Source organism: Kocuria marina (assembly GCF_000786655.1).
Taxonomy (GTDB): domain Bacteria; phylum Actinomycetota; class Actinomycetes; order Actinomycetales; family Micrococcaceae; genus Kocuria; species Kocuria marina_A.
The window spans coordinates 68,891-94,415 of record NZ_JROM01000048.1 but is presented as its reverse complement, the minus strand read 5'-3'; the positions used below and the strand labels follow the sequence as shown (position 1 = coordinate 94,415).

General features: G+C 61.9%; 18 protein-coding genes, 1 tRNA gene and 3 pseudogenes. 7 read left to right on the top strand and 15 right to left on the bottom strand.

Annotation, left to right across the window (positions count from 1 at the left end):
* Positions 1-190: pseudogene (locus AS25_RS11360) on the bottom strand (IS1634 family transposase); the annotation flags it as partial.
* A 110-nt stretch (positions 191-300) separates the two neighbouring features.
* Here AS25_RS11360 and AS25_RS11355 point away from each other — a divergent pair.
* A pseudogene (locus AS25_RS11355) lies at positions 301-846 on the top strand (ISL3 family transposase); the annotation flags it as partial.
* A gap of 358 nt (positions 847-1,204) precedes the next feature.
* On the opposite strand, the gene AS25_RS14350 reads toward AS25_RS11355, so the two are convergent.
* From AS25_RS14350 to AS25_RS11330, 6 genes are read right to left on the bottom strand one after another with little or no spacing between them, the layout of a single operon-like run.
* A complete protein-coding gene (locus tag AS25_RS14350; protein ID WP_084118176.1) occupies positions 1,205-2,977 on the bottom strand; it encodes an ATP-binding protein in 1,773 nt (590 codons plus the stop codon).
* Positions 2,974-4,215: a hypothetical protein gene (locus tag AS25_RS14735; RefSeq protein WP_156960971.1), complete on the bottom strand. Its 1,242-nt coding sequence runs from the start codon at positions 4,213-4,215 to the stop codon at positions 2,974-2,976. Before AS25_RS14735 ends, AS25_RS14350 begins: the two co-directional genes overlap by 4 nt.
* Entirely contained in the window at positions 4,212-4,964 is a 753-nt protein-coding gene (locus AS25_RS11345; protein ID WP_035965172.1) for a M48 family metallopeptidase, read from the bottom strand. Before AS25_RS11345 ends, AS25_RS14735 begins: the two co-directional genes overlap by 4 nt.
* Positions 4,951-8,043, bottom strand: coding sequence for a type I restriction endonuclease subunit R (locus tag AS25_RS11340; RefSeq protein ID WP_035965169.1), 3,093 nt, complete (start codon positions 8,041-8,043; stop codon positions 4,951-4,953). The genes AS25_RS11345 and AS25_RS11340 overlap by 14 nt, the downstream gene beginning before the upstream one ends.
* On the bottom strand, positions 8,040-9,257 hold the full coding sequence (locus AS25_RS11335; RefSeq protein WP_156960970.1) for a restriction endonuclease subunit S: 1,218 nt from the start codon (positions 9,255-9,257) through the stop codon (positions 8,040-8,042). The genes AS25_RS11340 and AS25_RS11335 overlap by 4 nt, the downstream gene beginning before the upstream one ends.
* Positions 9,254-11,695, bottom strand: a complete 2,442-nt coding sequence (locus tag AS25_RS11330) for a type I restriction-modification system subunit M (RefSeq protein WP_084118174.1) — start codon at positions 11,693-11,695, stop codon at positions 9,254-9,256. The genes AS25_RS11335 and AS25_RS11330 overlap by 4 nt, the downstream gene beginning before the upstream one ends.
* A gap of 104 nt (positions 11,696-11,799) precedes the next feature.
* Here AS25_RS11330 and AS25_RS14345 point away from each other — a divergent pair, with 104 nt between their 5' ends.
* Together AS25_RS14345 and AS25_RS15550 are read left to right on the top strand one after the other, a co-directional pair.
* Entirely contained in the window at positions 11,800-12,342 is a 543-nt protein-coding gene (locus tag AS25_RS14345) for an ImmA/IrrE family metallo-endopeptidase (protein ID WP_216594115.1), read from the top strand.
* A gap of 2 nt (positions 12,343-12,344) precedes the next feature.
* Positions 12,345-13,436 (top strand): annotated as a pseudogene (locus AS25_RS15550) (recombinase family protein); the annotation flags it as partial.
* Positions 13,437-13,454: 18 nt separating this feature from the next.
* Here AS25_RS15550 and AS25_RS13900 read toward each other — a convergent pair.
* The 5 genes from AS25_RS13900 to AS25_RS11300 form a co-directional block, all read right to left on the bottom strand.
* Positions 13,455-13,847 (bottom strand): hypothetical protein, encoded by a 393-nt coding sequence (locus AS25_RS13900; protein ID WP_052160947.1) that lies wholly within the window; start codon positions 13,845-13,847, stop codon positions 13,455-13,457.
* A 259-nt stretch (positions 13,848-14,106) separates the two neighbouring features.
* Positions 14,107-14,183: transfer RNA gene (locus AS25_RS11315), tRNA-Pro, on the bottom strand.
* Between the two features lie 87 nt (positions 14,184-14,270).
* The gene (locus AS25_RS11310; RefSeq protein ID WP_035965164.1) at positions 14,271-17,168 is read right to left on the bottom strand and encodes an FAD-binding and (Fe-S)-binding domain-containing protein; all 2,898 of its coding nucleotides are present in this window, start codon (positions 17,166-17,168) and stop codon (positions 14,271-14,273) included.
* A gap of 10 nt (positions 17,169-17,178) precedes the next feature.
* The gene (locus AS25_RS11305; protein WP_035965163.1) at positions 17,179-18,096 is read right to left on the bottom strand and encodes a metallophosphoesterase; all 918 of its coding nucleotides are present in this window, start codon (positions 18,094-18,096) and stop codon (positions 17,179-17,181) included.
* Positions 18,096-20,237, bottom strand: a complete 2,142-nt coding sequence (locus AS25_RS11300; RefSeq protein WP_035965160.1) for a transglycosylase domain-containing protein — start codon at positions 20,235-20,237, stop codon at positions 18,096-18,098. The genes AS25_RS11305 and AS25_RS11300 overlap by 1 nt, the downstream gene beginning before the upstream one ends.
* A 125-nt stretch (positions 20,238-20,362) precedes the next feature.
* Between AS25_RS11300 and AS25_RS11295 the strand changes: the two genes are divergently transcribed.
* The 3 genes from AS25_RS11295 to AS25_RS11285 are packed head-to-tail and all read left to right on the top strand — an operon-like array spanning position 20,363 to position 21,974.
* Positions 20,363-20,557 (top strand): DUF4177 domain-containing protein, encoded by a 195-nt coding sequence (locus tag AS25_RS11295; protein WP_035965209.1) that lies wholly within the window; start codon positions 20,363-20,365, stop codon positions 20,555-20,557.
* A gap of 20 nt (positions 20,558-20,577) precedes the next feature.
* Positions 20,578-21,057 (top strand): RidA family protein, encoded by a 480-nt coding sequence (locus AS25_RS11290; RefSeq protein WP_052160946.1) that lies wholly within the window; start codon positions 20,578-20,580, stop codon positions 21,055-21,057.
* A 38-nt stretch (positions 21,058-21,095) separates the two neighbouring features.
* Positions 21,096-21,974, top strand: coding sequence for an NUDIX hydrolase (locus AS25_RS11285; RefSeq protein ID WP_253270565.1), 879 nt, complete (start codon positions 21,096-21,098; stop codon positions 21,972-21,974).
* 75 nt (positions 21,975-22,049) lie between these two features.
* Here the strand turns inward: AS25_RS11285 and AS25_RS11280 are convergent, their stop codons facing one another.
* A complete protein-coding gene (locus AS25_RS11280; RefSeq protein WP_035965156.1) occupies positions 22,050-22,727 on the bottom strand; it encodes a Crp/Fnr family transcriptional regulator in 678 nt (225 codons plus the stop codon).
* 251 nt (positions 22,728-22,978) lie between these two features.
* On the opposite strand from AS25_RS11280, the gene AS25_RS11275 reads away from it, so the two are divergent.
* A complete protein-coding gene (locus AS25_RS11275) occupies positions 22,979-24,163 on the top strand; it encodes a MarP family serine protease (RefSeq protein WP_035965155.1) in 1,185 nt (394 codons plus the stop codon).
* Between the two features lie 28 nt (positions 24,164-24,191).
* Here the strand turns inward: AS25_RS11275 and AS25_RS11270 are convergent, their stop codons facing one another.
* Positions 24,192-25,016 carry a glycine betaine ABC transporter substrate-binding protein gene (locus AS25_RS11270; protein ID WP_052160945.1) on the bottom strand — a complete coding sequence of 275 codons (825 nt, stop codon included), beginning with the start codon at positions 25,014-25,016 and terminating at the stop codon, positions 24,192-24,194.
* Between the two features lie 9 nt (positions 25,017-25,025).
* On the bottom strand, positions 25,026-25,481 hold the full coding sequence (aroQ, locus tag AS25_RS11265; protein ID WP_035965207.1) for a type II 3-dehydroquinate dehydratase: 456 nt from the start codon (positions 25,479-25,481) through the stop codon (positions 25,026-25,028).
* Between the last annotated feature and the right edge of the window lie 44 nt (positions 25,482-25,525).

Genomic DNA, 25,525 nt, shown 5'->3' with positions numbered 1-25,525 from the left:
CCGCGCTCAGGTCGAGCTCGCCCTGACCCGGGTGCATCTTCACCCGGGCGGCCTCCAACAGCGCGGTCAGCTCGGCCTCGGTGTGCGCTGAGCCCAGGTGCTCGAGGACTTTGTCCCGCCCGCCCCGGCGCTCAGCGATCTGCACCGCCGTCGCCCCCGACGCCGTCCGGACCTTACGCACGAACACCACGGTCCGACCCTACCCACCCGATTAGTGTGTCGCCGACCCCCGCCACAGGACTCTGACCAGCGACAACACCGGCCAAGTCAGCCAGGAGCTCTCAAGTGGCACGAGTCAGGTTCCACGTCGTGCGCCTGGCCGGCGATGCCCTGGATCAGTGCCGGCGCCGCGTTCAGCAGGACACCCGTGGCCACCGCGGCCGGGCCGGCGATCCCCTCTACTCGGCTCGCCGGACCCTGCACACCGGAGCGGACCTGCTCACCGACAAGCAGCGGGACCGGCTGGAGAAGCTGTTCACGGCCGACGCCCACGTCGAGGTCGAGGCCACCTGGGGGATCTACCAGAGGATGATCGCCGCCTACCGAGAACCCGACCGGGCCCGAGGCCGAGCGCTGATGCAGCGGCTGATCCACTCCCTGAGCCACGGCGTCCCGGGTGCGTTGAGCGAGGTGATCACGCTCGGCCGGACCCTGACCAAGCGGGCCACCGACGTGCTGGCCTACTTCGATCGTCCTGGTACATCCAACGGCCCGACCGAGGCGATCAACGGCCGGCTCGAACACCTGCGCGGCTCCGCGCTCGGGTTCCGCAACCTCACCAACTACATCGCCAGATCGCTCCTGGAGACCGGCGGGTTCAGGCCGCGACTACACCCTGGATCCTGAAGAGCCCGATTTTCTACCCTCTGGCGTCCCCATGAAGGGCTCGCGACGAGCTCTCAGTCTGCGTCTCGGCCCTGATCAGCTGAACGCCATAGTGGCGTGGTACGCGGCGGGGGAGACCACCACGGCGTTGGCTCGCGAGTACGCCATCTCGCACTCTTCGATCCTGCAACTGTTCGAGCAGCGGGGCGTAAGAACACGGGTACGCGGCCTGACGCCCGAGAAGGAGCGTGAGGTACTGCGACTGCGTGCCCAGGGACTCGTGATTCGAGACGTCGCAAAGCGTGTGGGTTGTAGCTACGACACGGTGCGAAAGTTCCTCTTGGGCATGAAGTAGAGCGGGCTCTGCTGACTGTATTATCTAACCCTGCCAATCTCGAATAACGTCAGGAATCTCGACTGCAAGCCAATCCTGCTTCCACTCGGTACGGAAGTTGATGTCGTGAGAATCCGGGAGGTTCTCAATGTCACTCACTTTGATGATCGAAGGAACGACTACAGCATCTCCAATAATGATCGCTTCCTGTCGTTCCAAAGAGGGAAGTGCGTCCGTAATTGCACCAAGGTTATCGGGCAGCAGCCGCTTCACGTACCGCTGATCAGCCGGGTTTGTCAACCTCATCGCTACGAAGTTATTGCACTGCGAAAAGACAGTTTCTGATATCTCTGACGGTCTTTGACTTACAATCATCAAAGAGATACCGTATTTCCTGCCCTCCTTGGCAATGCGCTCAATCGCGCGTTTGACGGTGCCGTACTTTGCGCCTTCGCTTTGGGGTATGTAGTTATGAGCTTCTTCGTAAACGAGCAAGTAGGGCAGCTCTTGAGAGCCTCTGATGCGTTGTTTTTTGAAATGAAAGTTAAACGTGAATATTAACCGGGTAATCAGTGATACTACGACACTTAAGACTTCAAAGGGAATACCACTCAAGTCCAGGATTGTCACATTGCTTTTGGGGTCACCGTAGCCCATGAACTGCGACAGTAGTTCGTCTAAGTCTTCTGTCTTATACTCGCGATTATCGCCGTTCCGGGGAGCCAATAAAAAGTCGAGACGTTCGTCATTTCTTCGACCATCTAGCCTCATTAAAAATCGGTTGAATTCCCCATTAAAAGGACCGTTTGATGCTTTAGTGGCGTTCGAAGTGCTCTGTTCGACAAACTCCCTTGGCGCTTCAAAATAGTATTTAGAGCGATCATCTACAAGGGTTGAATCGTCTTTAAACTTAGGTTGATTCCCGTCGCCGGGAATTTTACTGACCACTTCAGTATTGAGGTGAGTGAGGTAGTTGATTACTTCTTCTAAGCTAAAATAGATCGGCGAGTCGTACGATACCTTCGACCCATTGGTTCCTGCATACTTCTTCTTGTTTTCGATCACCGCGTTTCGAAATTGAGAAACCTGATTGTGGGAGTTTTGTTCATTGCTTTCAATAAACATCTCCTCGAGTTCCTCGGAATTCATTAACCAGTATGGGAGCTTGATGTTATCGACACCGAGCGCCCGGCCGTCTGGAAAAGCACTTCGATACTCACCGTGCAAATCGAAAATTATCACATGAGAATTGTTTAGTTTTCCTTTGGACGATTGATCGGTAGATGGACGAATACCCTCTTGAAGGATCGCAGCCACTGTCGAAGACTTTCCCGAGCCCGTCGATCCGACCACGCCAATGTGTTTGCCGAAGAAGCTGTCACCGTCCAGATGTACTGGGATGCTTTCGTTTTGCATCAATCGTCCAAAATAAAATCGCTTTTCGGGTTCGACCGCGGCGTAAATATCTGCTAAAAGGCTTTTAGATGCTATCTCGACTCGTCGCGGGGGAATAGTAATTTGTTTGCCACCACGTTTAAAGCACTCATTTTCGATGCGACCAACAGGCTGGAGCGACAGAACGAATTTCACCGAGGAGGGTTCGTCGTCATCTTGACGGGTCAAGGAGTCTTTAACTCGGAAGCCTTGAATGATAGCGACCAAGCACGAATCGTTGTCATCGGAAATTTGTACGTAGCTTCCTATTTCCAGTTGCACGTCACGGCTTTGGTACTCCTCTGTTGAACTGACTTCCACTTCAATAATGTCAGGACCAACGGCTATTACTTTTGCAATATCTGTAATGTCATTTTCCCTCATCGACTACTCCCAATTATTTTGTGTATATGCTCCACACTCAGCCCTTGATACAAAACGGGCGGATCCGCACTGCCGGATCGACATAATTCATCATCTAGTCCAGTGGGAGCTATGATGACATCAAGTTTGTTGCTCTCCTCAATAAACTTACGAAAACTGGTCAAAGAAGAAATTCTTATTGTATAGGATGCAACCTTAACGAGGTCTCCGCCATTGACTCTAGTTATTACGGGTAGCAGACTAAATAATTTTGGTTGGAAACAAATGGATTCGTAGCCATCATTTATTTTGACTTCGCGCTGAATTAAGCTCTTTTTCAACTGCTTTATTTGATCGTCATTTCCATCGAGAACTAAGGTCCACGGTTTAGCCGTGCGCATCTTGCCTGCACCATATTCTTCGGTGGCCAGCCGGTAAGCAAGAGCTTCGGCGTGTCCGTACCCTTGACCCAGGCTTATGATGAGAGCTTTTGCCTTGGTGGGTGAGAGTGATTTTAATTTTTTAAGATGGCGTGCAAGTCCAGTCGCGTATCGATCCGCGCCCATAATCTCCGCATGCCATCTGCTATATAGAGCTGGGCGGGTATTGATCCGAGTTAGAAAAGCCTTGCGGGTGACCTTGCGGGCTTCGGCTTTAGGCGTCATCGCTAAAGACTGAACGTGTGCAAGTGCGGTAGCGTAGTAAAGGTCCGAGATGTCCTGTTCCTGAGCTCCAAGATGGGAAGCTAGCTCTTTCTTAACTTTTTTATTTTGTGACTCAAAGTCCTCGCCAACTTGAATGTGCAGTTTTTCGACAAAACCCTCCAGGATCGCTATAGAATACTTTTCGTAGTCGAGGTGCGTCTTTGCGTCTTCTTTCTCGGTTTTTCTGGTCTTTCTTGTCAGGCATTGTCGTAACTCGTCGATTGTCAACCTGTTGGGCGGATCGGACTCCTGGCCGAAGTGGACATGCAGAATAAATCTGTACTGTGCGCCCTTGGAAAATGCATCCAGCATAAGTTCAACTGGTTCATGGATGGATCGAGGTGTACTATATTTTTTGGACGACCAATACTTGACTTGGACGGCGGTGTCTTGGGTTGCTGTTAGGACGTCGATATCCTCAAGTCCCTCAACCAAAATTTCCGCGTCTTCGTCTGCGTTGAGTATTTCAAGAATTGTGCGATCGAATTGATAGCAGTATCCGCGAATTGAATCATTGGCGGCGCGGGTCGCAATCATGTCGGCGACATCTGTCACAGTGAAGACTCCAAACTCATTGTCACGCCATCCCATGTCTCGTGTCGGAGGGGGTTACTATTAAGATTATCCCGTCGAGCTCGCCAGTCAGGGAGCTGTTTGTTCATTAGTTTAGTGAAGCGTTCACCATGATTGCGCTCAAAATAGTGAATCATCTCGTGGACGACGATGTACTCCAGGCAGTCCGGGTGCTTTTTCGCCAGCTCAACGTTGAACCATAAGTGACGGGTTTCGCGGTTGCATGAGCCCCATTTGGTCTTCATACGTCGGATCGTCCACTGGGGTACCGACACTTCGAGCTTTTGCTCCCAGATTTCGATGATGTTAGGAATTGACTCACGCAGTTGCTGTCGATACCACTGATCGAGTGCCGTCCTGCGTTTCTCGGCGGTCGCGCTGCTCGGCGTATAGAGCACGAGTCGATCGCCGTCGACTTCGAAGTGGGTTCGCCCTGGTCGCTCGACGACTTTCAGGCGTCGGCGGAGGCCCCAGACGTAGTGGGACTCTCCTGTGACCATCTCTCGCTCGGTCTGGCGCGGTGCGGCCTTGAGCTGTTCGCGCTGCCGCTTGATCCATGGCAGTCGCTGGATGATGGCGAGTCTCACTTGGTTGTCGTCGAGGCGTTTGGGGGCCGCAACGCGCACACGGCCGAGCGGCGGGTAGACGCCGATATGGAGGTTCTTGATGTCCTTGTAGATGACGTCGACGTCTATCCCTCGGACGGTCAGGTAGGCACTAGCTGTACTCATGACGTGCCTTCACAAGTTCGAAAAGTTCGTCGAGCTTAGCTTGGTCGAAGTCGCCGCCGAGGTTGGTGCGGATGGCGTTCTTGACCTTGCGTTCCTTAATAAGGTTGCCGACCCAGGCGTCGGGCTTGGTGTGCCGGACGATGGTGTCGATCTCGATCGCAAGATGTTCGTCGGGGAGGAAGAAGTCGACGAGTGCTCGCTTGGCACCATTGTTGGCCCACTCTGGGTACTTAGTGTCCGACTCCTTGGTGCCGAGTCGCTTGGCTGTGTCGAGTAGCTTGGCGAGGTACTCCTGGTAGTCGGTGGCCTGCTGGCGTCGCTCCTCGATGATGGCGTCGAGCAGTTCGCTCATCCGGTCGTAGTACTTCGGGTTCATCGCGCGTTCGTCGATGATCACCTTGCGCATATTGTTGGTGATCGTCTCGGCCACAGCCTCGGGACTCTTCTTGATGCCCTCGGGGAGCTTGTCGATCGCACCAGCGCCAAGCTTGACGATGAGGTCGATCAGTCCGGTGTCTTCGAAGTTCGAGACGGTTTCAGAGGCGCTGGCTTGGATGTAGGTGTCGAGAAGGAATCGCATGCCGGCTTCGTATTGCTTGAAGTCGACGTCCTCACCGGCCCCCAGCTTCACCTCTGCGCGCACATCGACGTAGTGAGCGATCTCCTTTTTAATTGCTTCCGCCTCAGACTCGCTGTAGCCCGCTTCGGTCATCTCGTTGGCGAGGTTCGCGAAGGCTCGCGTCACGCCTGCGACTGACTTGTACAGTTCGACGCGCTTTGGTTCATTGGCTTTGAGCTGCTCGGCGTTACCTTGCTCTATCGCACAGAAGTACTGCTGGTACTGGAGCGTGTTCTTCGGTGGGGCGACAGCCTCCACGAGGGCACGGATGCGCTCCAGTGCGTCGTCAAGATCTTCGCGCGCCTTCTCGATGCGGTCGCTCAGCAGCCCCTCGATGTCCTTCTTCTCATAACCGTCCAGGGCGCCCGAGGTGTAGTCGGTGATCGCGTCCTCGAGCGAGTTGAAGAGGTCCTGATAGTCGATGATGTAGCCGTAGTCCTTGTCGTCACCGTCGAGACGGTTGACTCGGCAGATGGCTTGGAACAGGCCGTGATCGCGCATCTTCTTGTCGATGTAGAGGTAGGTTGCGCTCGGAGCGTCGAAACCGGTGAGCAGCTTGTCGACTACGATCAGGAGCCGCATCTGGCCGGGGTTCTCGACGAACTGCTTCTTGACGGCCTTTTCGAACTCCTCGACCTTGCCAACGGCACTGTCCTCGGGCTCGTCGAAGTAGTCGGCCAGCATTCTGCGGTAGATGTCGTACTGACGGATCTTCTCGGTCTTGCCTTCGCCTGAGTCTTCTTTGGAGATGTCGCTGGCGTTCGGGACGTAGCTGGTGACGATGGCGCACTTGCCCTTGAAGCCGGCGTTGCAGAACAGCTCATAGAACTTGCACGCCTGGTAGATGCTGGAGCCGACAAGCATGGCGTTGCCGTGCCCATCCATCAGCCGAGGCTTTGTCTCCATGTCCAACAGGATGTCGTTGACGATCTGCTTGGCACGCGGCTCGCTAGAGACGACCTTCTGCATGGTGCCCCAGCGCTTCTTGAGCTCGGCCTTGGAGAGGTCCGTCATGCCCTTGGTCTTGACCTCGAACCACTTGTCCACCTGTGCGGGTGACGTCAGGTTCTGGTCGATGTTGCGGGCCTCGTAGCGCAGGTCCAGCACAACACCATCTTCTACAGCCTCGTCGAACTTGTAGGTGTGGATGAACGAGCCGAAGGTCTCGATGCTGGTGGCTTTGTCGGCCTTCAGGAGCGGGGTGCCAGTGAAGCCGATGAACATCGCCTCTGGCAGAAGCTGCTTCATGGCCGTGTGCATTTTGCCGGACTGGGTGCGATGGGCCTCGTCGACGAAAACGAAGATATTGCCCTTGGCTTTGAAGTCCTTAGGAATCTTGGCATTCAGTTCGGCAATGAAGTTTTCGCCAACTTCGTCTTGGGCCTGGTCGTCATCGCTGCCGCGGAACTTGTGTACGAGGGAGCAGATGAGCCATTCCTGCGTTTGGTTCAGGCTGCCTAGTAGGTCGGCGCCACTCGACGTTCTGTAAATTTGCTCGTTGACGCCATTAAAGACCTTTTCAATCTGATCATCGAGTTCGGTACGGTCGGTGATCAGTAGGACCCGCGCATCGTCCTGATGTTCCCGGATCCACTTAGCCAGCCATACCATCGTTAAGCTCTTGCCGGACCCCTGGGTGTGCCAGATAATGCCGCCCTCGCGCTTGGCGATCCGGTCTTGGGCAGCGTTGATGCCGAAGTACTGGTTGTGGCGGGGGCCCTTCTTAACACCCGCGTCGAAGACGATAAAGTCATGGATCAACTCGAGGAAGCGTTTCTTATCGCACAGCTGCAACAGGGCACTGTCAAGTGGATCGGCGACCTCTGAGGGCTCCTTCCACTCCAGCCAGTACTTCTCGGGTGTGTCGATCACGCCGTAGCGCAACCCCTCGACGTCGTTGCCTGCGAAGACGAACTGTACCGTCGAGAAGAACGGACGGATGAATTCGGGCTTCTGGTTGCCGATGGTCTGCCGAATACCTTCAGTGACAGACACCTTCGATCGTTTAAGTTCAATCGTTGCTAGGGCGAGGCCGTTAACGTACAGCACCACGTCTGGGCGCTTGGTGTGCTGGCCAAGCACCGTGACTTCCTCAACTACAACGAAGTGATTGGCACCTGGATTATCCCAGTCGATCAGCCAGACCGTCTCAGTCTGCTCGCCGACACCAGGCTTGACCTTCACGCCGTAGCGAAGAAGTTGGTAGACGTCTCGGTTTGCTTCATACAGGTCATGACCGGCGCCAACCGACGCAGCTTTGCCGAGCTGGTCGAGTGTGCGGGTGATTAGGTTGTCAGCGTAGCCGCAAGCCTTGAGGTTCTGGACGAGTAACTCAGCCTCGATGTTCGAGTTGCCCTCGCGATACTCCCAGTTGCCTTGGTATTCATAGTCGAGCCGGTCTCTGAACAGCTTGACTACGCGGTCCTGCGCCTTGCGTTCGATCTGTCCGACGTCGCTCATAAAGAGACCCCTATAGGCAGGCGCGTACGGCCAGTCAAAAGCTCTTGCATCATACCGGTCTTCATTACTTGAGCCTTCTTGAGTCGTGTTCGCAGCGCGGCAACTTCACTATCAGCGTCATCGAGTACCGTTGCAATTGCCTGTTGTTCGTCAAGTGCTGGTAGCTCGATCGGCATCGCCTTAATCTGCCCCGTTGAAGTTCCCGCAACAGTGCTACCTCCAGCGGATGAAGCGAGAGTAGAGCCGTAAGCATCGAACCAGTGACGCAGGTAGGCGGGGTCCACAACATCGGGAGCGCCGGCGAGTGCCTTCAAGTCCTGATTGATGGCAACATCGACGTCGAAGCGAACAGCTTTCCCAACTAACATTCGCGCCGCAAGGACCAGGGTTCCGGCGGACACGAGCCGCGCCGAGCTCGCCTGCAAGGCGGCAGGAGTGATGTACTCCTGTGTCCCGTGCGGATTAAAATTGCTGATGTCTTTGATGGTCGCCCACGGAATTCGACCACCCCAGTACGCTGAGATGCTGCGGGAGGGTGTGCCGCCGCCTACAACTTTAACGACGTCGCCAAGGGTGGTCGAGCGCCACTGACCTGAGAAGCTAGACACGTGCGTGCGGCCAGTTAAGAGGTTCTGCATCATGCCGAGCTTGATCGCCTGCTTTTTGGCGATGAGCCGTTCTAGGGTGGCGATCAGGGCATCGGCGTCAGCCAGGGCATCCGCGATTGCGTGCTGCTCTGATGCGCTCGGCGTGGCGATGTCGAGATTGAGAACCCGGTCCTTTGGAATATTTTTCATGCTTCCACTGGTGCCGGTCGCCAGACTACGGAGTCGGCGGGCCCCAGGTTGTGAGGCAAAGTAGTACGTGAGCCATCGCATGTCAGTGCCTGAACCGCGCTTGGAGCGCGCGAGCCAGAGACGATCTGGTAGGTACAAGTCGTCGTAGTCCTGATCGACGTAGCCGACGTTGCCAACTAGCGTCGGGGTATTCATTCGGCTCACGATCATGCTGTGTGCCCTAACGGGACATTTGGCTCTTGGCAGATCGATCGGCAGGATCGGCTTCGCTTCCCGAGGATCGAATCGTCCGGCATCAATCGCTGAAGTCTTGAGAACCGACGCCCCGCCAGACCCGTCGCCAGTCGACCGGACACTCACTCCGGCGGTCAGACCATCGACGAGATCCGATACCGAGCGATACACCCATTCCGTCACAGTTTGACTCCCATCGCCGCAAGATGATCGGTCACCTTGCTGTAGAGGTTCTCCAGCTCAGTGTCGAGGTCGCTGACAGTCTGGGCATATCGCTCGCCAAGCTGCTGGATGCGCACGACCAGATAGAGCGTAAGTGCTTCAACTTCACCTGCAACGCGTGCCACGAGGGTCGCCTGCCATTTGTCCTCGAGCACCAGCGTCTTAACGTCATTTTCGGACAGATCGCCATATTTCTTGAGTGTTGCGAGATCAAGCTTGGCTTTCGCGTCCTTTACGGCCTTCTTAGCGGCGACTTCAGTGTTCAGCAGTTTCAGTGCTTCATTGGCACAGCTAAGCGTCTCGTCGTCATGCGCCGCTTTGGCCGTCTTGATCGCATCGGTCAGTAATTGCTTTGTGTATGTACCCTTGTCGTTCGTGGCGTCAGAAAGCAGTGCCTCGTCGACTCCGTGCTCTTCGGCGTGTTCGATAACGGCTGCCGATGTAGTCTCGAGTTCCGCGGCGAGTTCATCGAGCTTGACCTGTTCGTCGGCAAAGTAACGCACAACGATCAGTGCCGGCGGGATGAGGTCCATCTTGTACTTAGTGGAACTGCGGCCAGATCCAACGACCAAGTCAGGAGTTTCCGAGAGCTTGCGCTCCTTGTCCTCAATGGCCTTCCGGGGTTTCGCGGCTTCTAGCCACCCCTCATTCATCACGAGAAAGACGTCGTCATGCATGGTGTCATGCCAGTAGGACATGAGTTGCTCGTATACGTCGTACTCGTCGAGTAGTGGCACGGGCTTAAATTTGGCGAGGATGTCGTCGCCAATGATGGCAGTAAGATCGTTCGGCCGGGTTTCGGCATTAATTGCGGCTAGAGTATCGCGATGGGCCATGTAACAGTCACCTGTGAGCGCCTTCGCCTCGTCCACAAACGCCCGGAACTCGGGCGAGTCGAGGATTGTCTGTTGCACATTGCCGACATCGAAGGTCATGTCGCTATAGCCAGGTCGGTTTGGTTTAAAGAGCTGGTTGCGCAGCTGTGGGAAGGCGTCCCAATAGTCACTGAGGGCGTCGAGGTCTGCATTAGGAATGCCGCCGTGCAGGTGCGCGTAAAGATCCTGAAGGTCTTCGGGCTCTGAAGAGTCGATGTAACGCGGGATGTTGAGATTGTAGTCATTCTTGGGATCCGCGATCTCGCTCATTGGCACCATGCGTGAGTAGCGCTCGATCTCGATCTTCTTGTTGAATGTGTCGACAATCTTATGCAGATCTTGGCTGCGCAGTCGATTCTTGTTTCCGTCCTTCGTGAAGCCTTTGGATGCGTCAATCATGAACACGCCCGTGCGGGCCTGAGCGTTCTCCTTGTCAAGAATGACGATGCATGCTGGGATGCCGGTGCCATAGAAAAGGTTCGCAGGCAGGCCGATGACACCTTTGACGAAGCCCTGCTTGAGTAAGCGGGTGCGAATCGTGCCCTCAGCTCCCCCTCGGAATAAGACGCCGTGAGGAAGAATGATCGCGGCCTTGCCAGTGCTCTTGAGCGAGGTCAGCGCGTGGAGCAGGAAGGCGTAGTCGCCGTTCTTCTCCGGCGGACGGCCGTACTCGAAGCGGTTGTAGTCGTTCTCCAGGCCGTTGTTCCATGATTTCACCGAAAACGGTGGGTTCATGACGACGTAGTCAAAGGTCCGCAGGTGATCACCCTTAGTGAACTGCGGATTGGTGATTGTGTCACCCTTTTCAATTTCCGCGATCTCGTTGCCGTGCAGGATCATGTTCATCTTTGACAGTGCCCAGGTGGCGTTATCCTTCTCCTGGCCGTAGATCGTCATCCCGCGAGGCGCCTCGGCGGCTGCTTTGAGTAGCAGCGAGCCGGAACCACAGGCTGGGTCGTAGACGGTCTGATCTTGGCGCGTGTTGGGGCCGATGCCGACTACCTTGGCGAGGATGCGTGAGACCTCGGCCGGCGTGTAGAACTGACCCTTGCTCTTGCCTGACTCGGTGGCGAAATGGCGCATCAGGTACTCGTATGCGTCACCGAGCAAGTCGTCGCCTTCGGCGCGGGAGCCTCTAAAGTCGAGGTCGTTGAATATGGTGACGAGCTTGGAAAGGCGGTCCTGCATCTCCTTGCCCTTGCCGAGCTTCTCCTCATCATTAAAGTCAGCTAGATCGATGACATTTCGAAGGCCATTGGCCTCGGCGAGCTTGGCGATGATCTTGTTGAATCGGTCGCCGATTTCCTTATCGCCCTTGGCGGCAAGCATGTCTTCGAACGATCCACCGGTCGGTACGTCGATCAGGGAGCTTGGGTCTGTTTTGGCTTTGTCGGAGACGTACTTCACGAACAGAAGCGTTAAAATGTAGTCCTTGTACTGGGAGGCATCCATACCTCCTCGGAGCTCATCACAGCTCTTCCAAAGGGAGCTATACAAATCTGATTTTTTGAGAGCCAATGCCATCCGCCTATTCTCCGCTTATATTTATATGCATTTTACCATATCTTAGCTTATGCCTGTCCCGCCGTGCGTAGAGCGGCAGTCTAATGTGTCGATTGAATGCCATCATGACGTCGAAATTATGGAATTGTTTCAATGGTCATTTTTGCAATTGTTCTGCAGGTGGCCCATCGAACTCGAAAGTGTGGGTGCAACTGGCTGTAGTCTTCCATGATGACCGTGCGCATTGGCGCGTCTGGGACAGCCGAGCCTGCCAATGGGTTATCCAGCTCAATAGATACGAGAGCCCGCGACGCCAACGCTTCACGCTGGCACATGAGTACAAGCACATCATCGATCACGGTCGCTCCAGCGGCCTGTACAGCGGCACAGCCACAAACACGCCCGCGGAGCAAGCGGAACAGGCGGCGGACTACTTCGCCGGATGCCTCTTGGTACCCAAAGTGCTGCTCAAACGTGCCTGCTACGGCGGTGTGCAACAAGTGGCGGACTTGGCTCGGCACTTCGACGTATCTGAAGCCGCCATCACTTGCCGCCTCAGTCAGACCGGCATCGTGACGCAGTCCAATCGGTTTCGACCCGACCGTCGTGCTTTCCCGGGCACATTCCGCTACCGCATGAAGCCCGAACTAAAGCTCCAGGGAGTTTGATCATGAACCCGACCATGCCGTCCGCCACCGTTACGGTTCCTCGAAAGGCTGTCCTGTACCTACGTGTATCCAGTAAGCGTCAGACTGAGACGGCGTTCGACATCGACAAGGACGGCAATTCGATCGCCACCCAGCGTGACATCTGCCAACAGAGGGCCGACTCGCTTGAGGCCGAGGTCGTCCAGGAATTCGTCGAGCCGGGAGTGTCCGCTCAGACCATCGAAAAGCGCCCCGTGTTCCGGAGTATGCTCGCGTACCTGCAGGAGAACCCGAACGTCGACTACGTGATCGTCTATGCACGCTCACGCGCGTTCCGAAATTTCGTCGACGCTGCCATCACACGTCGTCATCTCGACAAGCTCGACGTCCGGCTGCTGTCCGCCCGCGAGGATTTCGGGGAGGGCACGTACGCCGAGGCCATGGAAGCTGTCACCGACATCATGAACCAAGTCCAGAACCAGCTCAGCGGTGAGGACATCAAAATCAAGATGCGGAATAAGGCCATCAACGGCGGCACGCTCGGCAAGGCTCGGCTCGGCTACTTGAATGTTCGCGTCGACGTCGAAGGTCGGATGGTCAACAGCATCGCCCTCGACGAGAAGCGGGCTCCGCTCGTGCTCAAGGCTTGGGAACTTTACGCTTCCGGAAGTTACACGATCGACCGGCTCGAAGCGACGATGGCAGATCTTGGCCTCACCACACGTCAGACTGCCAGGAAACCCGAGAGCCCTGTCTCTGCCAGCCAGTTGCACCGCCTGCTGCAGGACCCGTATTACGTGGGATACGTAAAGTACCAAGGCCAGCTCTATCCCGGCCGACACGAGCCCATCGTGGGACAGGATCTCTTCGATCGAGTCCAGGACGTCATGCGTAGCAGAAGCGGAGCCGGCTCACGCGATCGTGTACACCACCACTACCTCAAAGGCATGCTCTTCTGCGGGCGTTGCCATGACGGGGGACGCGAGTCGCGGATGGTCTACGTCGAGGCGAAAGGCCGAAGTGGCTCCATTCATGAGTACTACTTCTGTCGAGGCAAGCAAGACGGCTTCTGCGACCAGCGCTACCTCCCCGTCGACATCGTCGAAGACAAAGTGGCCGAAGCCTACGCCCAGCTACGGCTCGACCAAGACTTCGAGTCCGACATCTCTCAAAGGCTCCGGGAGAGCCTTGAAAACGAGCACGCTGACACGCATGAATTCTTCGCTCGACTCCAAAACCAGCTTGCTGAGGTGGACGACAAGGAGCGTCGCCTGGTCACCTTGGCCGCCGAGGGGATCCTGCCGATCGACAAGGTGCGCCAGCTCTCCAACGAGTATCGGATGCAAAGGGTGCGGATCGAGGAACAGCTGTCTACGACCAACCATCGGCTCGAGCTGGGCACAAAGGTGATCACTCAGGCGCTGGCGCAGCTGGGAAGTCCTCGTCAAAGCTACGAGCGCACCACGGACCGCGTGCGCCGGCTGATGAACGAAGCCTTCTTCCGCCGCTTCTATGTGGACGAACATGGTCCGGCCCAGGGTGTCCTCAACGATCCGTACGCGGACATCATGGCCGCCCAGACCGCCTTCCGGTCGTACGTTGTGACCGAGACGACGTCTGGACCAACGTCGACGCCATCGTCCCCCCAGGCGCCGATTTCGGACGTTCTGACACGTCCTGGCCGGATCGATGCGGACATGAGAAATGCCCCTGATTTCTCAGGGGCACCTCTGTCTGTGTCACTTGGGTCGATCTACTTGGACCATGGTTCAAGTAAAGCGACCTTGGTCGGGATGACAGGATTTGAACCTGCGACCTCGTCGTCCCGAACGACGCGCGCTACCAAGCTGCGCCACATCCCGATGTTGCACGGCCGAGCCGCGAACAACTGCTCCAGCATAGCGGCAGCACGGGACGAATGTGAAATCCCACGAGGCCACAGAGGGGCGTCAGCGGCTGACCCGCTCGAGCACCTGTAGGACGTGCTCGTAGGGTTTGCCCGTGGCCTCGGTCATGCCCTGCTCGCACGTGCGATTCAAAGATGCATATGCATCAAAATCCTCTAACCGGATCTCCGCCGCCTCGGGGGCCGTGGCGGCTGCCGTGAGTTCGGGATGCAGCATGCCGCGGTCGCCCGCGTACCCGCAGCACCCCCACGCGAAGGGGACGGTGGCGCGCTCGGCGCACGCGCCGGCCACGCGCAGGAGGTGATCGTTGATCCCCAGTTGTACGGACGAACACGTGGGGTGCACCGCGAGCGCGCCCACCGGCGAGGCCACGGTCAACCCGTCCAGCACGTGCTCGGCCACGAACTGCACCGCGTCCAAAAACCGCAGTCCGGCATACCGGGGCGAGTTCGCCGCCAGTTCTCGCATGGTGATGAGCCCCTCGGTGCACGAGGAGGCATCGCACACCACCGGGAGTGTGCCGTGCTCGGAGGCCTCCCACAGGGTCTCGAGGGTCCGTCGGGACATGGTCTGATACCCGGAGGGCAGGCCCTTGGACTTCCACGGCGTACCGCAGCACGCGGAGGTGATGCCCTCGGGAACGTGCACGCTCACGCCGGCCCGCTCACACAACATGAGGAACGCCTCGGACACCGACGGTCCCTCCCCGTGCACCGTGCCGAACATGGCCCCGATGCACGCGGGGAAGAACACGGCCCGGGCACGGTCAGCGGGGACGTTCGCGGGCGCCGTCGTCAATCCGGCACGGGAGCGACCGCCCGCGGGCAGGCGAGGGGAGTAGCGGGGGACGGTGTCCGTCCCGAGGACAGAGCGGGCCACCGAGGTTGCACTGACCGGCAGCGCGGCGGGCATCCGCCGAGCCAGGGACAGTGCGAACGCCGCGCCCGGGACGGTCACGGACCACGCCCGGGCGAGCCCCGCCCACACGAGGTCCGCGACCGCGGAACGGTTCTCGCTCCGCAGCCGGCGCACCAGGTCACCCGTATTGATGTCCACGGGGCACGCGGTCACGCACATGCCGTCCACCGCGCACGTCTGCAGCCCGTCGTAGTCGAACTCGCGCCGCATCCGCCCGGCCAGCTCGTGCTCACCGCGCGCCTCGGCGTCCGCGATCTCGCGGCGCCCCACGATGCGCTGGCGCGGCGTGAGCGTGAGGTCCCGGGAAGGGCACACCGGTTCGCAGTACCCGCATTCCACGCACCGGTCCACCTCCTCCTCCACGGCCGGCGCGGTCTTGAGATCGCGCAGGTACGCGCGCGGGTCCTCGGTGAGGATCACCCCGGGGTTGAAACGGTTGCCGGGATCGATCAGGGCCTTCAGCTCCACCATCACCGAGTACAGCTCGTCCCCGTACTGCCGCCGCACGAACGGGGCCATGATCCGCCCGGTCCCGTGCTCGGCCTTGAGCGAGCCCCCGCGGCCCAGGATGAGCTCCACCATCTCCTCGGTGAACTGCTCGTAACGGCGTAGCGAAGCGGGATCATCGAACTGCTCGTTGAGCATGAAGTGGACGTTGCCGTCCTTGGCGTGGCCGAAGATCACCGAGTCCCGGTAGCCGTGGGCGTCGAAGAGTCCGGTGAGCTCCTCGCACGTGCCGCCCAGCTGGTCCACCGGCACCACCACGTCTTCGAGCAGCGCGTTGGTGCCCTGCGGTCGGTTGCCCGCCACGGTGGTGTAGAGCCCCTTGCGCACGGTCCACAGGCTCGCGCGCTCGCGGGGGTCGGTGGTCAGGGCCACCGGCCCGGCCAGCTCGAGCGCATCGAAGGTGGACGACGCCGCCTCCGCCAGTTCCCGGACCTCCGCCTCGGTGTCCGCCTGGTACTCCACGAGCAGGGCGGCCTGCTGGTCCACGGGGATGTCCATGATCGCGGGCGGCGCGAGCCCGGTGCGCTGCGAGACCGCCAGGGACGTGGCGTCCATCAGCTCCAGGGTGGCGCACTGCGAGCCCACCAAATCCGGAACGGCACTCGTGGCGGCCACCACGGTGGGGAACACCAGCAGGCCGGTGGCCACGTGCGGGTGCACGGGCACGGTGCGCAGGGTCGCGCTCGCCACGAACCCCAGGGTGCCCTCCGAGCCGATCATGAGGTGCTCCAGGATGGCCACAGGGTCCTCGTGGTCCAGGAACGAGTTCAGTCCGTAGCCCATGGTGTTCTTCATGGCGAACAGTCGCTGGATGGTCCGCACGGACTCCGGATTGCCCCGCACGCGGTCCCGCAGCCGGAGCAGGCCCTCGAACAGGTCGGGCTCTCGGGCCCGCAGCTGCTCACCAGCATCCGGGGCGGCGGTGTCCAGCACCGTGCCGGAGGGCAACACGAGCACCATGGACTCCAGGGTGCGGTACGTGTTGAACTCGGTGCCGCACGCCATCCCGGAGGAGTTGTCGGCCACCACTCCGCCCAGCGTGCACGCGGACTCGCTGGCCGGATCCGGGCCCAGCGCCCGCCCGTGCGGAGCCAGCCGCGCATTGACCTGACGCACGGTGACCCCCGGTTGCACGCGCACGCGGGCACCCCGATCCAGGACCTCCACGCTCTTGAAGTGGCGGCGGACGTCCACGAGGATCTGGTCCGTGACGGACTGCCCCGACAGGGACGTGCCGCCCGAGCGCAGGGTCAGGCCAGCGTCCGTGTCCGCGGCCGCGGCGAAGATCCGCCCCACCTCGTGCGTGTCCCGCGGGCGCAGCACCGCGCGGGGCTGCATCAGGTAGTGGGAGGCGTCGTGGGCCACCGCGCGCCGCTCCAGCTCCCCGGTGACGACGACGCCGCTGCCGCACTCCCGTTCGATCCTCGCCACCGCGCGGTCCAGCGGAGAGTCGCTGGGAGCCGGGGCGGCGTCGTCGGGTCGGCGCGTGGGGAGGGGGAGTCGAATCGATGCCATGGGAAGAACCTTAGTCCGTGAGCGTAACCAGAACGGCCTGTGGTGGGCAGAAAAGCCGCACCGGGGCGAAGCGTGACTCGCCGAGGCCCTGGGAGATGTTCACCGGGACGCCCCTGTGGGAGATCAGCCCCTTGCAGATCGCGGGATCCAGGTCGCAATTGCTCACGAGCGCCCGGCCCCCGGGGAGGCAGACCTGACCGCCGTGGGTGTGACCCGCGAAGACGATGTCCGCGCCGTCGGCGGCGAAACGATCCAGCGTGCGGACGTACGGTGCGTGCGCCACACCGATCCGCACGTGGGCCGGCCCGTCCTGCTCGCGCGGGAACCCCGGGTGCCGGTCGAAGCGCAGGTGGGGGTCGTCCACGCCGGAGAAGTCGATCACGGTGTCCGCGATGCTCAGCCGCTCGGCGCGGTTGATCAGACCCGTCCAGCCGCGCTCGTCGAACGCGCGGTGCATGTCCTCGGTGGGCAACCGCGGGGCCTCGTCCGACTTCTCACCGCTCGTGGTGCGCCACAGGTAGCGCGCGGGATTCTTGGGCTGCGGCGCGAAGTAGCAGTTGGACCCCGGGACGTACACCCCGGGGAACGCGAACAGCGGTTCCAGGATCTCGAGCAGGTACGGCAGGGCGCGCAGGTGGGACAGGTTGTCGCCGGTGTCGATCACGAGGTCCGGGCGCAGGGCGGCGAGCGAATGCACGAACCGCTTCTTGGCCTCCTGCCCGGGCACGGTGTGCAGGTCGGAGATGTGCAGGATCCGCACGGGCCGCGAGCCCTCCGGGAGCACGCGCACGGTCTCCTGGCGCAGCTGGAAACGACGCCGCTCCCCGAGCGAGGCCCACGCGAGCGTCCCGGCGCCCGCGGCGAACAAGCCCGCCCCGGCCGCCGCGAGGGAGCGCGCGACCGGGGCGGGAGCGGTGGGGTCCGCCACTACTTGCGCTCCGACATCACACTGGACGGCGGGGAGGAGAACTTGGAGGTGTCGTAATCGGGGGCGACGGCCTTCATGTAGTTCTGCCACTGGCCACCCGCGTACGTGGCACCGTCCACCCACTCGGTACCCGAACCGCCGGTCCGGCCGCCGATGCTCAGGCCGTTGAGGGAGCGGGAACCGAACTCGTAGTTACCCACCCACGAAGCGGTCGCGAGGCCCTTGGTGTAGCCGAGCATCCATGTCTGGGTCGAGTTGTCGGTGGTACCGGTCTTGGCCGCGGAGGCATCCGGCATACCGATCGAACGCTGCCACCCGGAACCGCGCACGAGCACCTGCTTGAGCACCTCGTTCACGCCCTGGGCGACCTCCTTCTTGATGACCTGTTCACAGCTGTCACCGGGGACGTCGTAGTTCTTGCCGGTGTAGTCCACGACCTTGGTGACCGCGCGGGGTTCGCACATCACGCCGTCGTTCGCGAAACCGGAGAAGGCGCGCGCCATGGTCATGGGGGAGATGTCCACGGAACCACCCAGCAGGGAGGACAGGACGGTGGTGTCCACCGGATCACCGGTCTTGCCGTCGTGGATGCCCATGGCCTTGGTCAGCTCACCGATCTCGCACAGGTCCAGGTCCGCGGCCATGGCGTACAGCGCCGAGTTGATGGAGTTGTAGATGCCGTAGTCCACGTCCATGACCCGGGCGTAACCCTCGGTCGCGTTCTGGAAGCTGAAGCCGTTGCCGTTCTCACCCGGTTCGATCTTGTACCCGTTGGGCAGGCACGAGGCCTTCCATCGGAAGTCCGCGGGGTAGTGCAGACGGCGCGCGTCCACGCTCGCCTTGATGCCCTTGCCCGCGTTGATCCACTGGGCCAGGGTGAACGGCTTGAACGTGGAGCCCACCTGGAACCCACCGGCGCCGCCCATGGAGCTGTCCACGTTGAAGTTGTACGTGGTGTTGGAGTTGCCCTCCGCGGCGGAGTAGTTGGTGTTCTGCGCCATGGACACGATGTGACCGTTACGGGGCTCCAGGGAGATCAGCGCCGTGGAGACGTTGTCCGGGTTGTTGTCCTTGGGCTGGGTCGCGTTGACCTGCTCGTCCGCGGCACGCTGGGCCTTGGGATCCAGGGTGGTGGTGATCGTCAGACCGCCGCGCTGCAGCGTGGCCAGGCGCTCCTCCGGCGTGGCGCCGAACGAGTTGGACTGCATGACCTCGTTCTCCACGTAGTCACAGAAGTAGGGGGCGGTGCGCGCGGCCGAGCACCCGGAGCTCGTGGGGTGGATGTCCAGGTTGAGGGGCTCGCGCGCCGCCTGGTCCGCTTGCTGCTGCGTGATCGCGCCGGTCTGAACCATGGTGTCCAGCACCACGTTGCGCCGCTGCACGGAGGCCTCCGGGTTGACCTGTGGATCGTAGTAGTTGGGGGACTGCACCATGCCCGCGAGGGTCGCAGCCTGCGCGATGCTCAGCTCGGAGGCCGGGATGCCCCAGTAGTACTCGGACGCCGCCTGCACACCGTAGTTCTGCCCGCCGAAGAGCACGATGTTGAGGTAGCCCTCCAGGATCTCGTCCTTGGACTTCTCCTGCTCCATGGACAGCGCGAGCTTGATCTCCTTGATCTTGTCCACGATGCCCTTGTCCGCACCGATGGTGCTGGCCTTCTCACCGGCCCGGACCTGCTGATCGATGATCAGGTTGTTCACGTACTGCTGCGTGATGGTGGAGGCACCCTGGCGGTTGCTGGGACGCAACACGTTGTTGCCCATGGCACGCACGATGCCCCACGGGTCCACGCCGCCGTGGTCGTAGAAGTCGCGGTCCTCGATGGACAGCAGCGCCTTCTTCATGTTGGGGGAGATCTGGTTCAGAGAGACCGGTTCCCGGTTCTGCGCGAAGAACGTGGCGATCTCGGAACCGTCCTTGGCCACCACGGTGGAGGAACGGGAGAGGGGGCCCATCTCCATTTCCGCGGGAAGGGACTTGAACCAGCCGATGGACGCATTGGCGGCCAGCCCGGCGGCCGCGGCGGGGGGAACGAGGAGTCCGGCTGCCACCACCCCGGCAACCACCGACACGGCGATGAACGCCACGATGTTGCCCAGTACCGAGGTGGGCTCGGAGCCCGAGTTGTTGCGTGATGCCATTGGGCCAGTCTATAGGCCGGGTCCTGTGCGAATCGTGTACCGGAGAGGGGGGTCACACGGCCCGCGAACCCCGCGCGGGAGCGCTCCGGGCGCGCCTTGCGGGCGGGACCAGTAGTGTGGTGGCCATGACCACATGGGAATACGCCACCGTTCCGTTGATGATCCACGCCACCAAGCAGATCCTGGACAACTGGGGTGAGGACGGCTGGGAGCTCGTGACCGTCCTGCCCGGCACGCAGGCCGCGGACACCCCCGCGGGCAACGTGAACGCCCCCGTCCAGACCAACCCGATCGCCTACTTCAAGCGGCCCAAGAACTGACCCGCGGGGAAGGGGACATCATGGACAAGAGCTACGAGGACCGGCTCGCACAGTTGGGTCTGGAACTGCCGGGCGTGGCCCGGCCGCTCGCGGCCTACGCCCCGGCCGTGGTGAGCGGGAAGTACGTCTACACCGCGGGCCAGCTGCCGCTGGTGTCCGGGTCACTACTCGAGACCGGCGTGGTGAGCGATTCCGGCGCCGAGGGGACCGTGTCCCCGGAACGGGCCGCCGAGCTCGCCGAACGCTGTGCGCTCAACGCCCTGGCCGCGGTGAAGTCCCAGATCGAGGACCTGGACCGGATTCAACGCATCGTCAAGGTCACGGGTTTCGTGGCCTCCGCGTCCGACTTCTACGGCCAGCCCGCCGTGGTGGACGGCGCGTCCACCTTGCTGGGCCGGGTGTTCGGCGAGGCCGGCGTGCACGCGCGCTCCGCCGTGGGCGTCAGCGTGCTACCGCTGAACTCCCCGGTGGAGGTCGAACTGATCGTCGAGTTCCACTGACGATGGGCGCGGGCCGCGGGAACGAACGTATTTTCGCGGTGCCCCGCGCCTACTCCAAGGCCGCCCGGGCCTGGATGGAACGCGGGCTTGGCCTGCATGGTTCCGCTCCCCGCCACGGTGCCGCCACGGTGTTCGTGCGGGACGGCGAGCACGGCGTGGAGACCCTCATGCTCCACCGCCCGGGCCGCCAGTCCATGGGCACACTCTCGTTCCCCGGCGGGGTGTGCGAGAGCAGCGACGACGAACCCCTGGACTGGCACGGCCCCAGCCCCGCGCAGTGGGCCCACAAGCTGCTCTCGGAGGACATCGGCCGCACGCGCCGCAGCGTGGTGGCCGCCGCACGCAAGGTGTTCGTGGAGACCGGGATCCTGCTCGCAGGCAGCCCGGGTCGCGGTGTCGCCGAGAGCGTGGACGGCGCGGACTGGATGAGCTCCCGGGAGCGGTTGGCCGCGGAGGAGATCTCCTTCGCGGATCTCCTGGCCAAGCGCAGCCTCACGTTCCACAGCGAATGCCTGCGGCCGCTGTCCCACTGGATCACCTCGGACTTCGTCCACCAGCGCGTGGACCTGCAGTTCTACGCCGCCGCCCTCCCCGTGGGTCAACGCCCCGCGCCGCTGGCCACGCAGCGCGGCCGAGCGTGGCTCGAATGGGTGGACGCGCGCGCCCTGCTCGAGGACCCGTGGTCCACGCCCGTCCCCGAGATGTTCCGACGCCAATCGGAGGACGCCGCCCTCACCGAGGATCCCTGGCACTTCGACATCAACGAGCTCACGACCCCCGGGGTGCAGTGCGCCCTGGAGTCGGTCGCGCAGGCCGGCTCGGCGGTCGCGTTCCTCGCCGCCCGGCGGGACCTGCGGGTCAAGAGTCCCCGACTGGATCTGCGCGACGGCGAACCCGTCCTCGTCCTGGACGAGTGACCTCCCGCACCCCCGCGTGAGAGGCGACGGCGCCCGTGGCGGGTGCCACGAGCGCCGTCGACGGAAGAGCCGGCGTCAGCGGGAGCGCTGCGTGAGGCGCTGCAGGTCCAGGATGACCACGGCGCGCGCCTCGAGGCGGATCCAACCGCGCTGGACGAACTCGGCCAGGGCCTTGTTCACGGTCTCGCGGGAGGCACCCACGAGCTGGGCGAGTTCCTCCTGGGTGAGCTCGTGGGCCACCAGGATGCCGTCCGTGGCGGGGCGGCCGAAGCGGTCCGCGAGGTCCAGCAGGGCCTTGGCCACGCGGCCGGGGACGTCCGAGAACACGAGGTCCGCGAGGTTCTCGTTGGTGCGGCGCAAGCGCCGGGCGAGCGCCTGCAGCAGCTGCGCGGAGACCTCGGGGGAGCGCTGGATGACCTTGCGCAGGTTCTCGTGCTTGAGCCCGGCCAGGCGGGTCTCGGACACGGCGGTCGCGGAGGTCGAGCGGGGGCTGGGGTCGAACAGGGCCATCTCGCCGAAGATCTCACCGGGACCCATGACGGCCACGAGGTTCTCCCGGCCGTCGCTCGCGGTGCGCCCGAGCTTCATCTTGCCGGAGACGATGAAGTAGAGCTGGTCGCCCGGATCGCCCTCGTAGAACAGGGTGGCACCGCGGGAGAGGTCCACCTCGGTGATCTCCTCGGTCAGAGCGGCGAACGCCTCGTCGTCCAAGGAAGCGAACAGCGGAGCGCGGCGTAGGACGTCTGTATCCAAGGTAAAACTCCTCACGGATTGCGGATGAGCCCGGACAGGGGCACATGTTGAGATTATGTTCCATCGTAACGAATTTCACACCGCCCGGGTCCACCCCGGCGGTTATGCCCGGTGTGAACGTGCCGCGAATTCCGGGTGTCCCCGCTCACGTTCACCCACTGTTCACGATCCACGATTTACTCAGGCCCCCACCGTATGCTCGGCTGAGCACGCACCCGATCCCCGCGTGTTCGCCCTCCGTGAGGACTTCGATGACCCTGTCCCTGAACATCCTGGACGTGCTGCTGATCGTGGCGCTGGTGGCGTATCTCGTCGCCGGGCTGAGTCGAGGATTCTTCCGCTCGTTCGCGTCCCTCGTGGGACTCGTGCTCGGCGCCGCGGTGGCGTTCTGGGCCGGACCCGTGGTATCCGCCTACGTCTCGGGCGAGTGGCGGATCCCGGCCGTGCTGCTCACCGTCCTCGTGGCCCTGGCCCTGGGGCAGTGGCTGGGTTCGATCGCGGGTAATGCGCTCGCACGGATCACCGAGAGGACGGGACTCGGGATCCTGGACCGGCTGGGCGGCGGGGTGCTCAACGTGGTCGTGGCCGCCCTGGTCATGGGGCTCGTGGGTTCGCTCGTGGGTCAGCTGGGCCTTCCCGCCCTGTCCCAACAGGTCGCCTCCTCGCAGGTGTTGCGCGGTATCGAGAAGATCACCCCGGAACCCGTGCGCCAGGCCATGACGCAGACCCGCAACGCGATCAGCGGTGCCCAGGGCATCCGGCAACTGGACGAACTGCTCTTCCCGTCCCAGGCCGCCCCGGACCCTACGGACACCCCGGACACCCAGAGCGTCGCGGACGCGGGCCAGTCCGTGGTCCAGGTCTACGGCACGGCCGCCCAGTGCGCCCAGAACCAGACGGGCTCGGGTTTCGTGGCGCAGCCCGGCACGGTGGTCACCAACGCCCACGTGGTCGCGGGCGTGGACCAGCCGGTGGTCCAGACGCGCGACGGTCGCGTCTACCGTGCGCAGACCGTGCAGTACGACGCCGCGTCCGACCTCGCGGTGCTGCGCGTCCCCGATCTGCCCGAGGCACCCCTGGCCCTGCAGGGTTCGGTGACGAGCGGACAGACCGTGTCCTTCGCGGGGTACCCGCTGGGTGGTCCCTACACGCTGCGCCCGGCCACGATCCAGGGTCAGGCGGTGGCCCCCGTGCAGAACGTGACCACGGGGCAGACCCAGACCCGCAGCATCATCCAGATCGCGGGCAACGTGGAACAGGGCAACTCGGGCGGTCCGCTGCTCAACGCGGACGGTGAGGTCGTGGGCGTGGTCTTCGCCAAGGCCGTCACGGACCAGGTGGGGTACGCGATCCCCGTGGCTCGTGTCACCGAGATCCTCGCCGCGGCGGGGGACTCCACGGAGTCCGTCCCCACGGGTCAGTGCGTGGTGTCCTGAGCGGACGTCCTGTCGGTAGTGGCTGAGCTCAGGCGAACCAGCCGTCCACGGTGTCCGGGTTGCGCTGCATCCACTCCCGCGCGGCCTGCAGGGGGCTCCTGCCCTCGAGATTCACCGCGCGGTCCATCTCGTTCACGGCCTCGATCGGGTAGTTCACGCGGGATACCACCCGGCGGCTTTCCTCCGGCAGCCGCTCCCAGCTCGCCGTGCGCGCCAACAGGGACGCACGGTCCGGGTCCGGGAACGCGCCGAGGGGATCGCGCAGCGGGCGCGGGTCGTACACATCGTTGAGGTACTGCGGTTGCCACAAGGGAGTGACGAACCAGTCCTCGTCCGCCATGCGCCGGTCGACCGTGTCGATGATGGCCCGCAGGTCACCGATCTCCTGGTGCCACCCCAGCGCAGCCAGTCCGTAGGCCTCGATGAGTTTCTCGGAGCGCATGGTCAGACCGGCCCCGGGCGTGGTCCCCTGCACGGTGAGCGTGGTCATCCGCTCGGCCACGTCGGGCTTGGGCAGGTCCTCGAGGGACGACACCAGCTCCTCCGGGACGTAGGCAGGAACGGCCCAGTAGAACATGCAGCCCTCGTAGAGCACCGCGGCTTCCCTGCACGTGTCCTTGACCTGCTCCCAGTACACCTCGTGGCCGCCGGGTAACCACGCATCGGCGAACAGGTCCATGTCCCCGGCGGCGAGCTGCGGGTACATCTGCGGATGCGGTCCCTCGACCACGGCGACCCGGTGCCCCAGCCGCACCAGGACTTCCTCGACCACGGCGGCGGCCACCTGGTGGAAGGACTCGTCGATGCGCCCGTAGACCAGGGGCTCACCGGAACGGGGATCTGCTGCGGTCATGGGTGCGTCCTAACTCTCGATGTTCTTGCCCAGTTCGTTGGCGATCACCTGCACGCCCAGTTCGTACCCCAGGACGCCGGCACCGGCGATCACGGCCGTGGCCTGCGGTGACACGAAGGACGTGTGCCGAAAGGCCTCCCGGCGGTGCACGTTGGAGATGTGCACCTCCACGATCGGCATCTCGCACATCTCCAGGGCGTCGTGCAGGGCCACGGAGTAGTGCGTCAGCGCCGCGGGATTGATCACGATCCCGCACGCCTCGGTGCGCGCCCGCTGGATCCAGTCCACGAGCTGCCCCTCGTAGTTGGACTGCTCGAACACCACGTCCAGCCCGTACGTCTGCGCACGGGCGCGTACGTTGCGCTCGACGTCCGCAAGGGTCGTGTACCCGTAGATCTCGGGCTTGCGGGTGCCCAGGGTGTTGAGGTTGGGCCCGTTCAGGACGTGGATCGGCAGCTCACTCATGGCTCCATTCAACAACACGGCCACCTCGGAGGACATGACGCCGT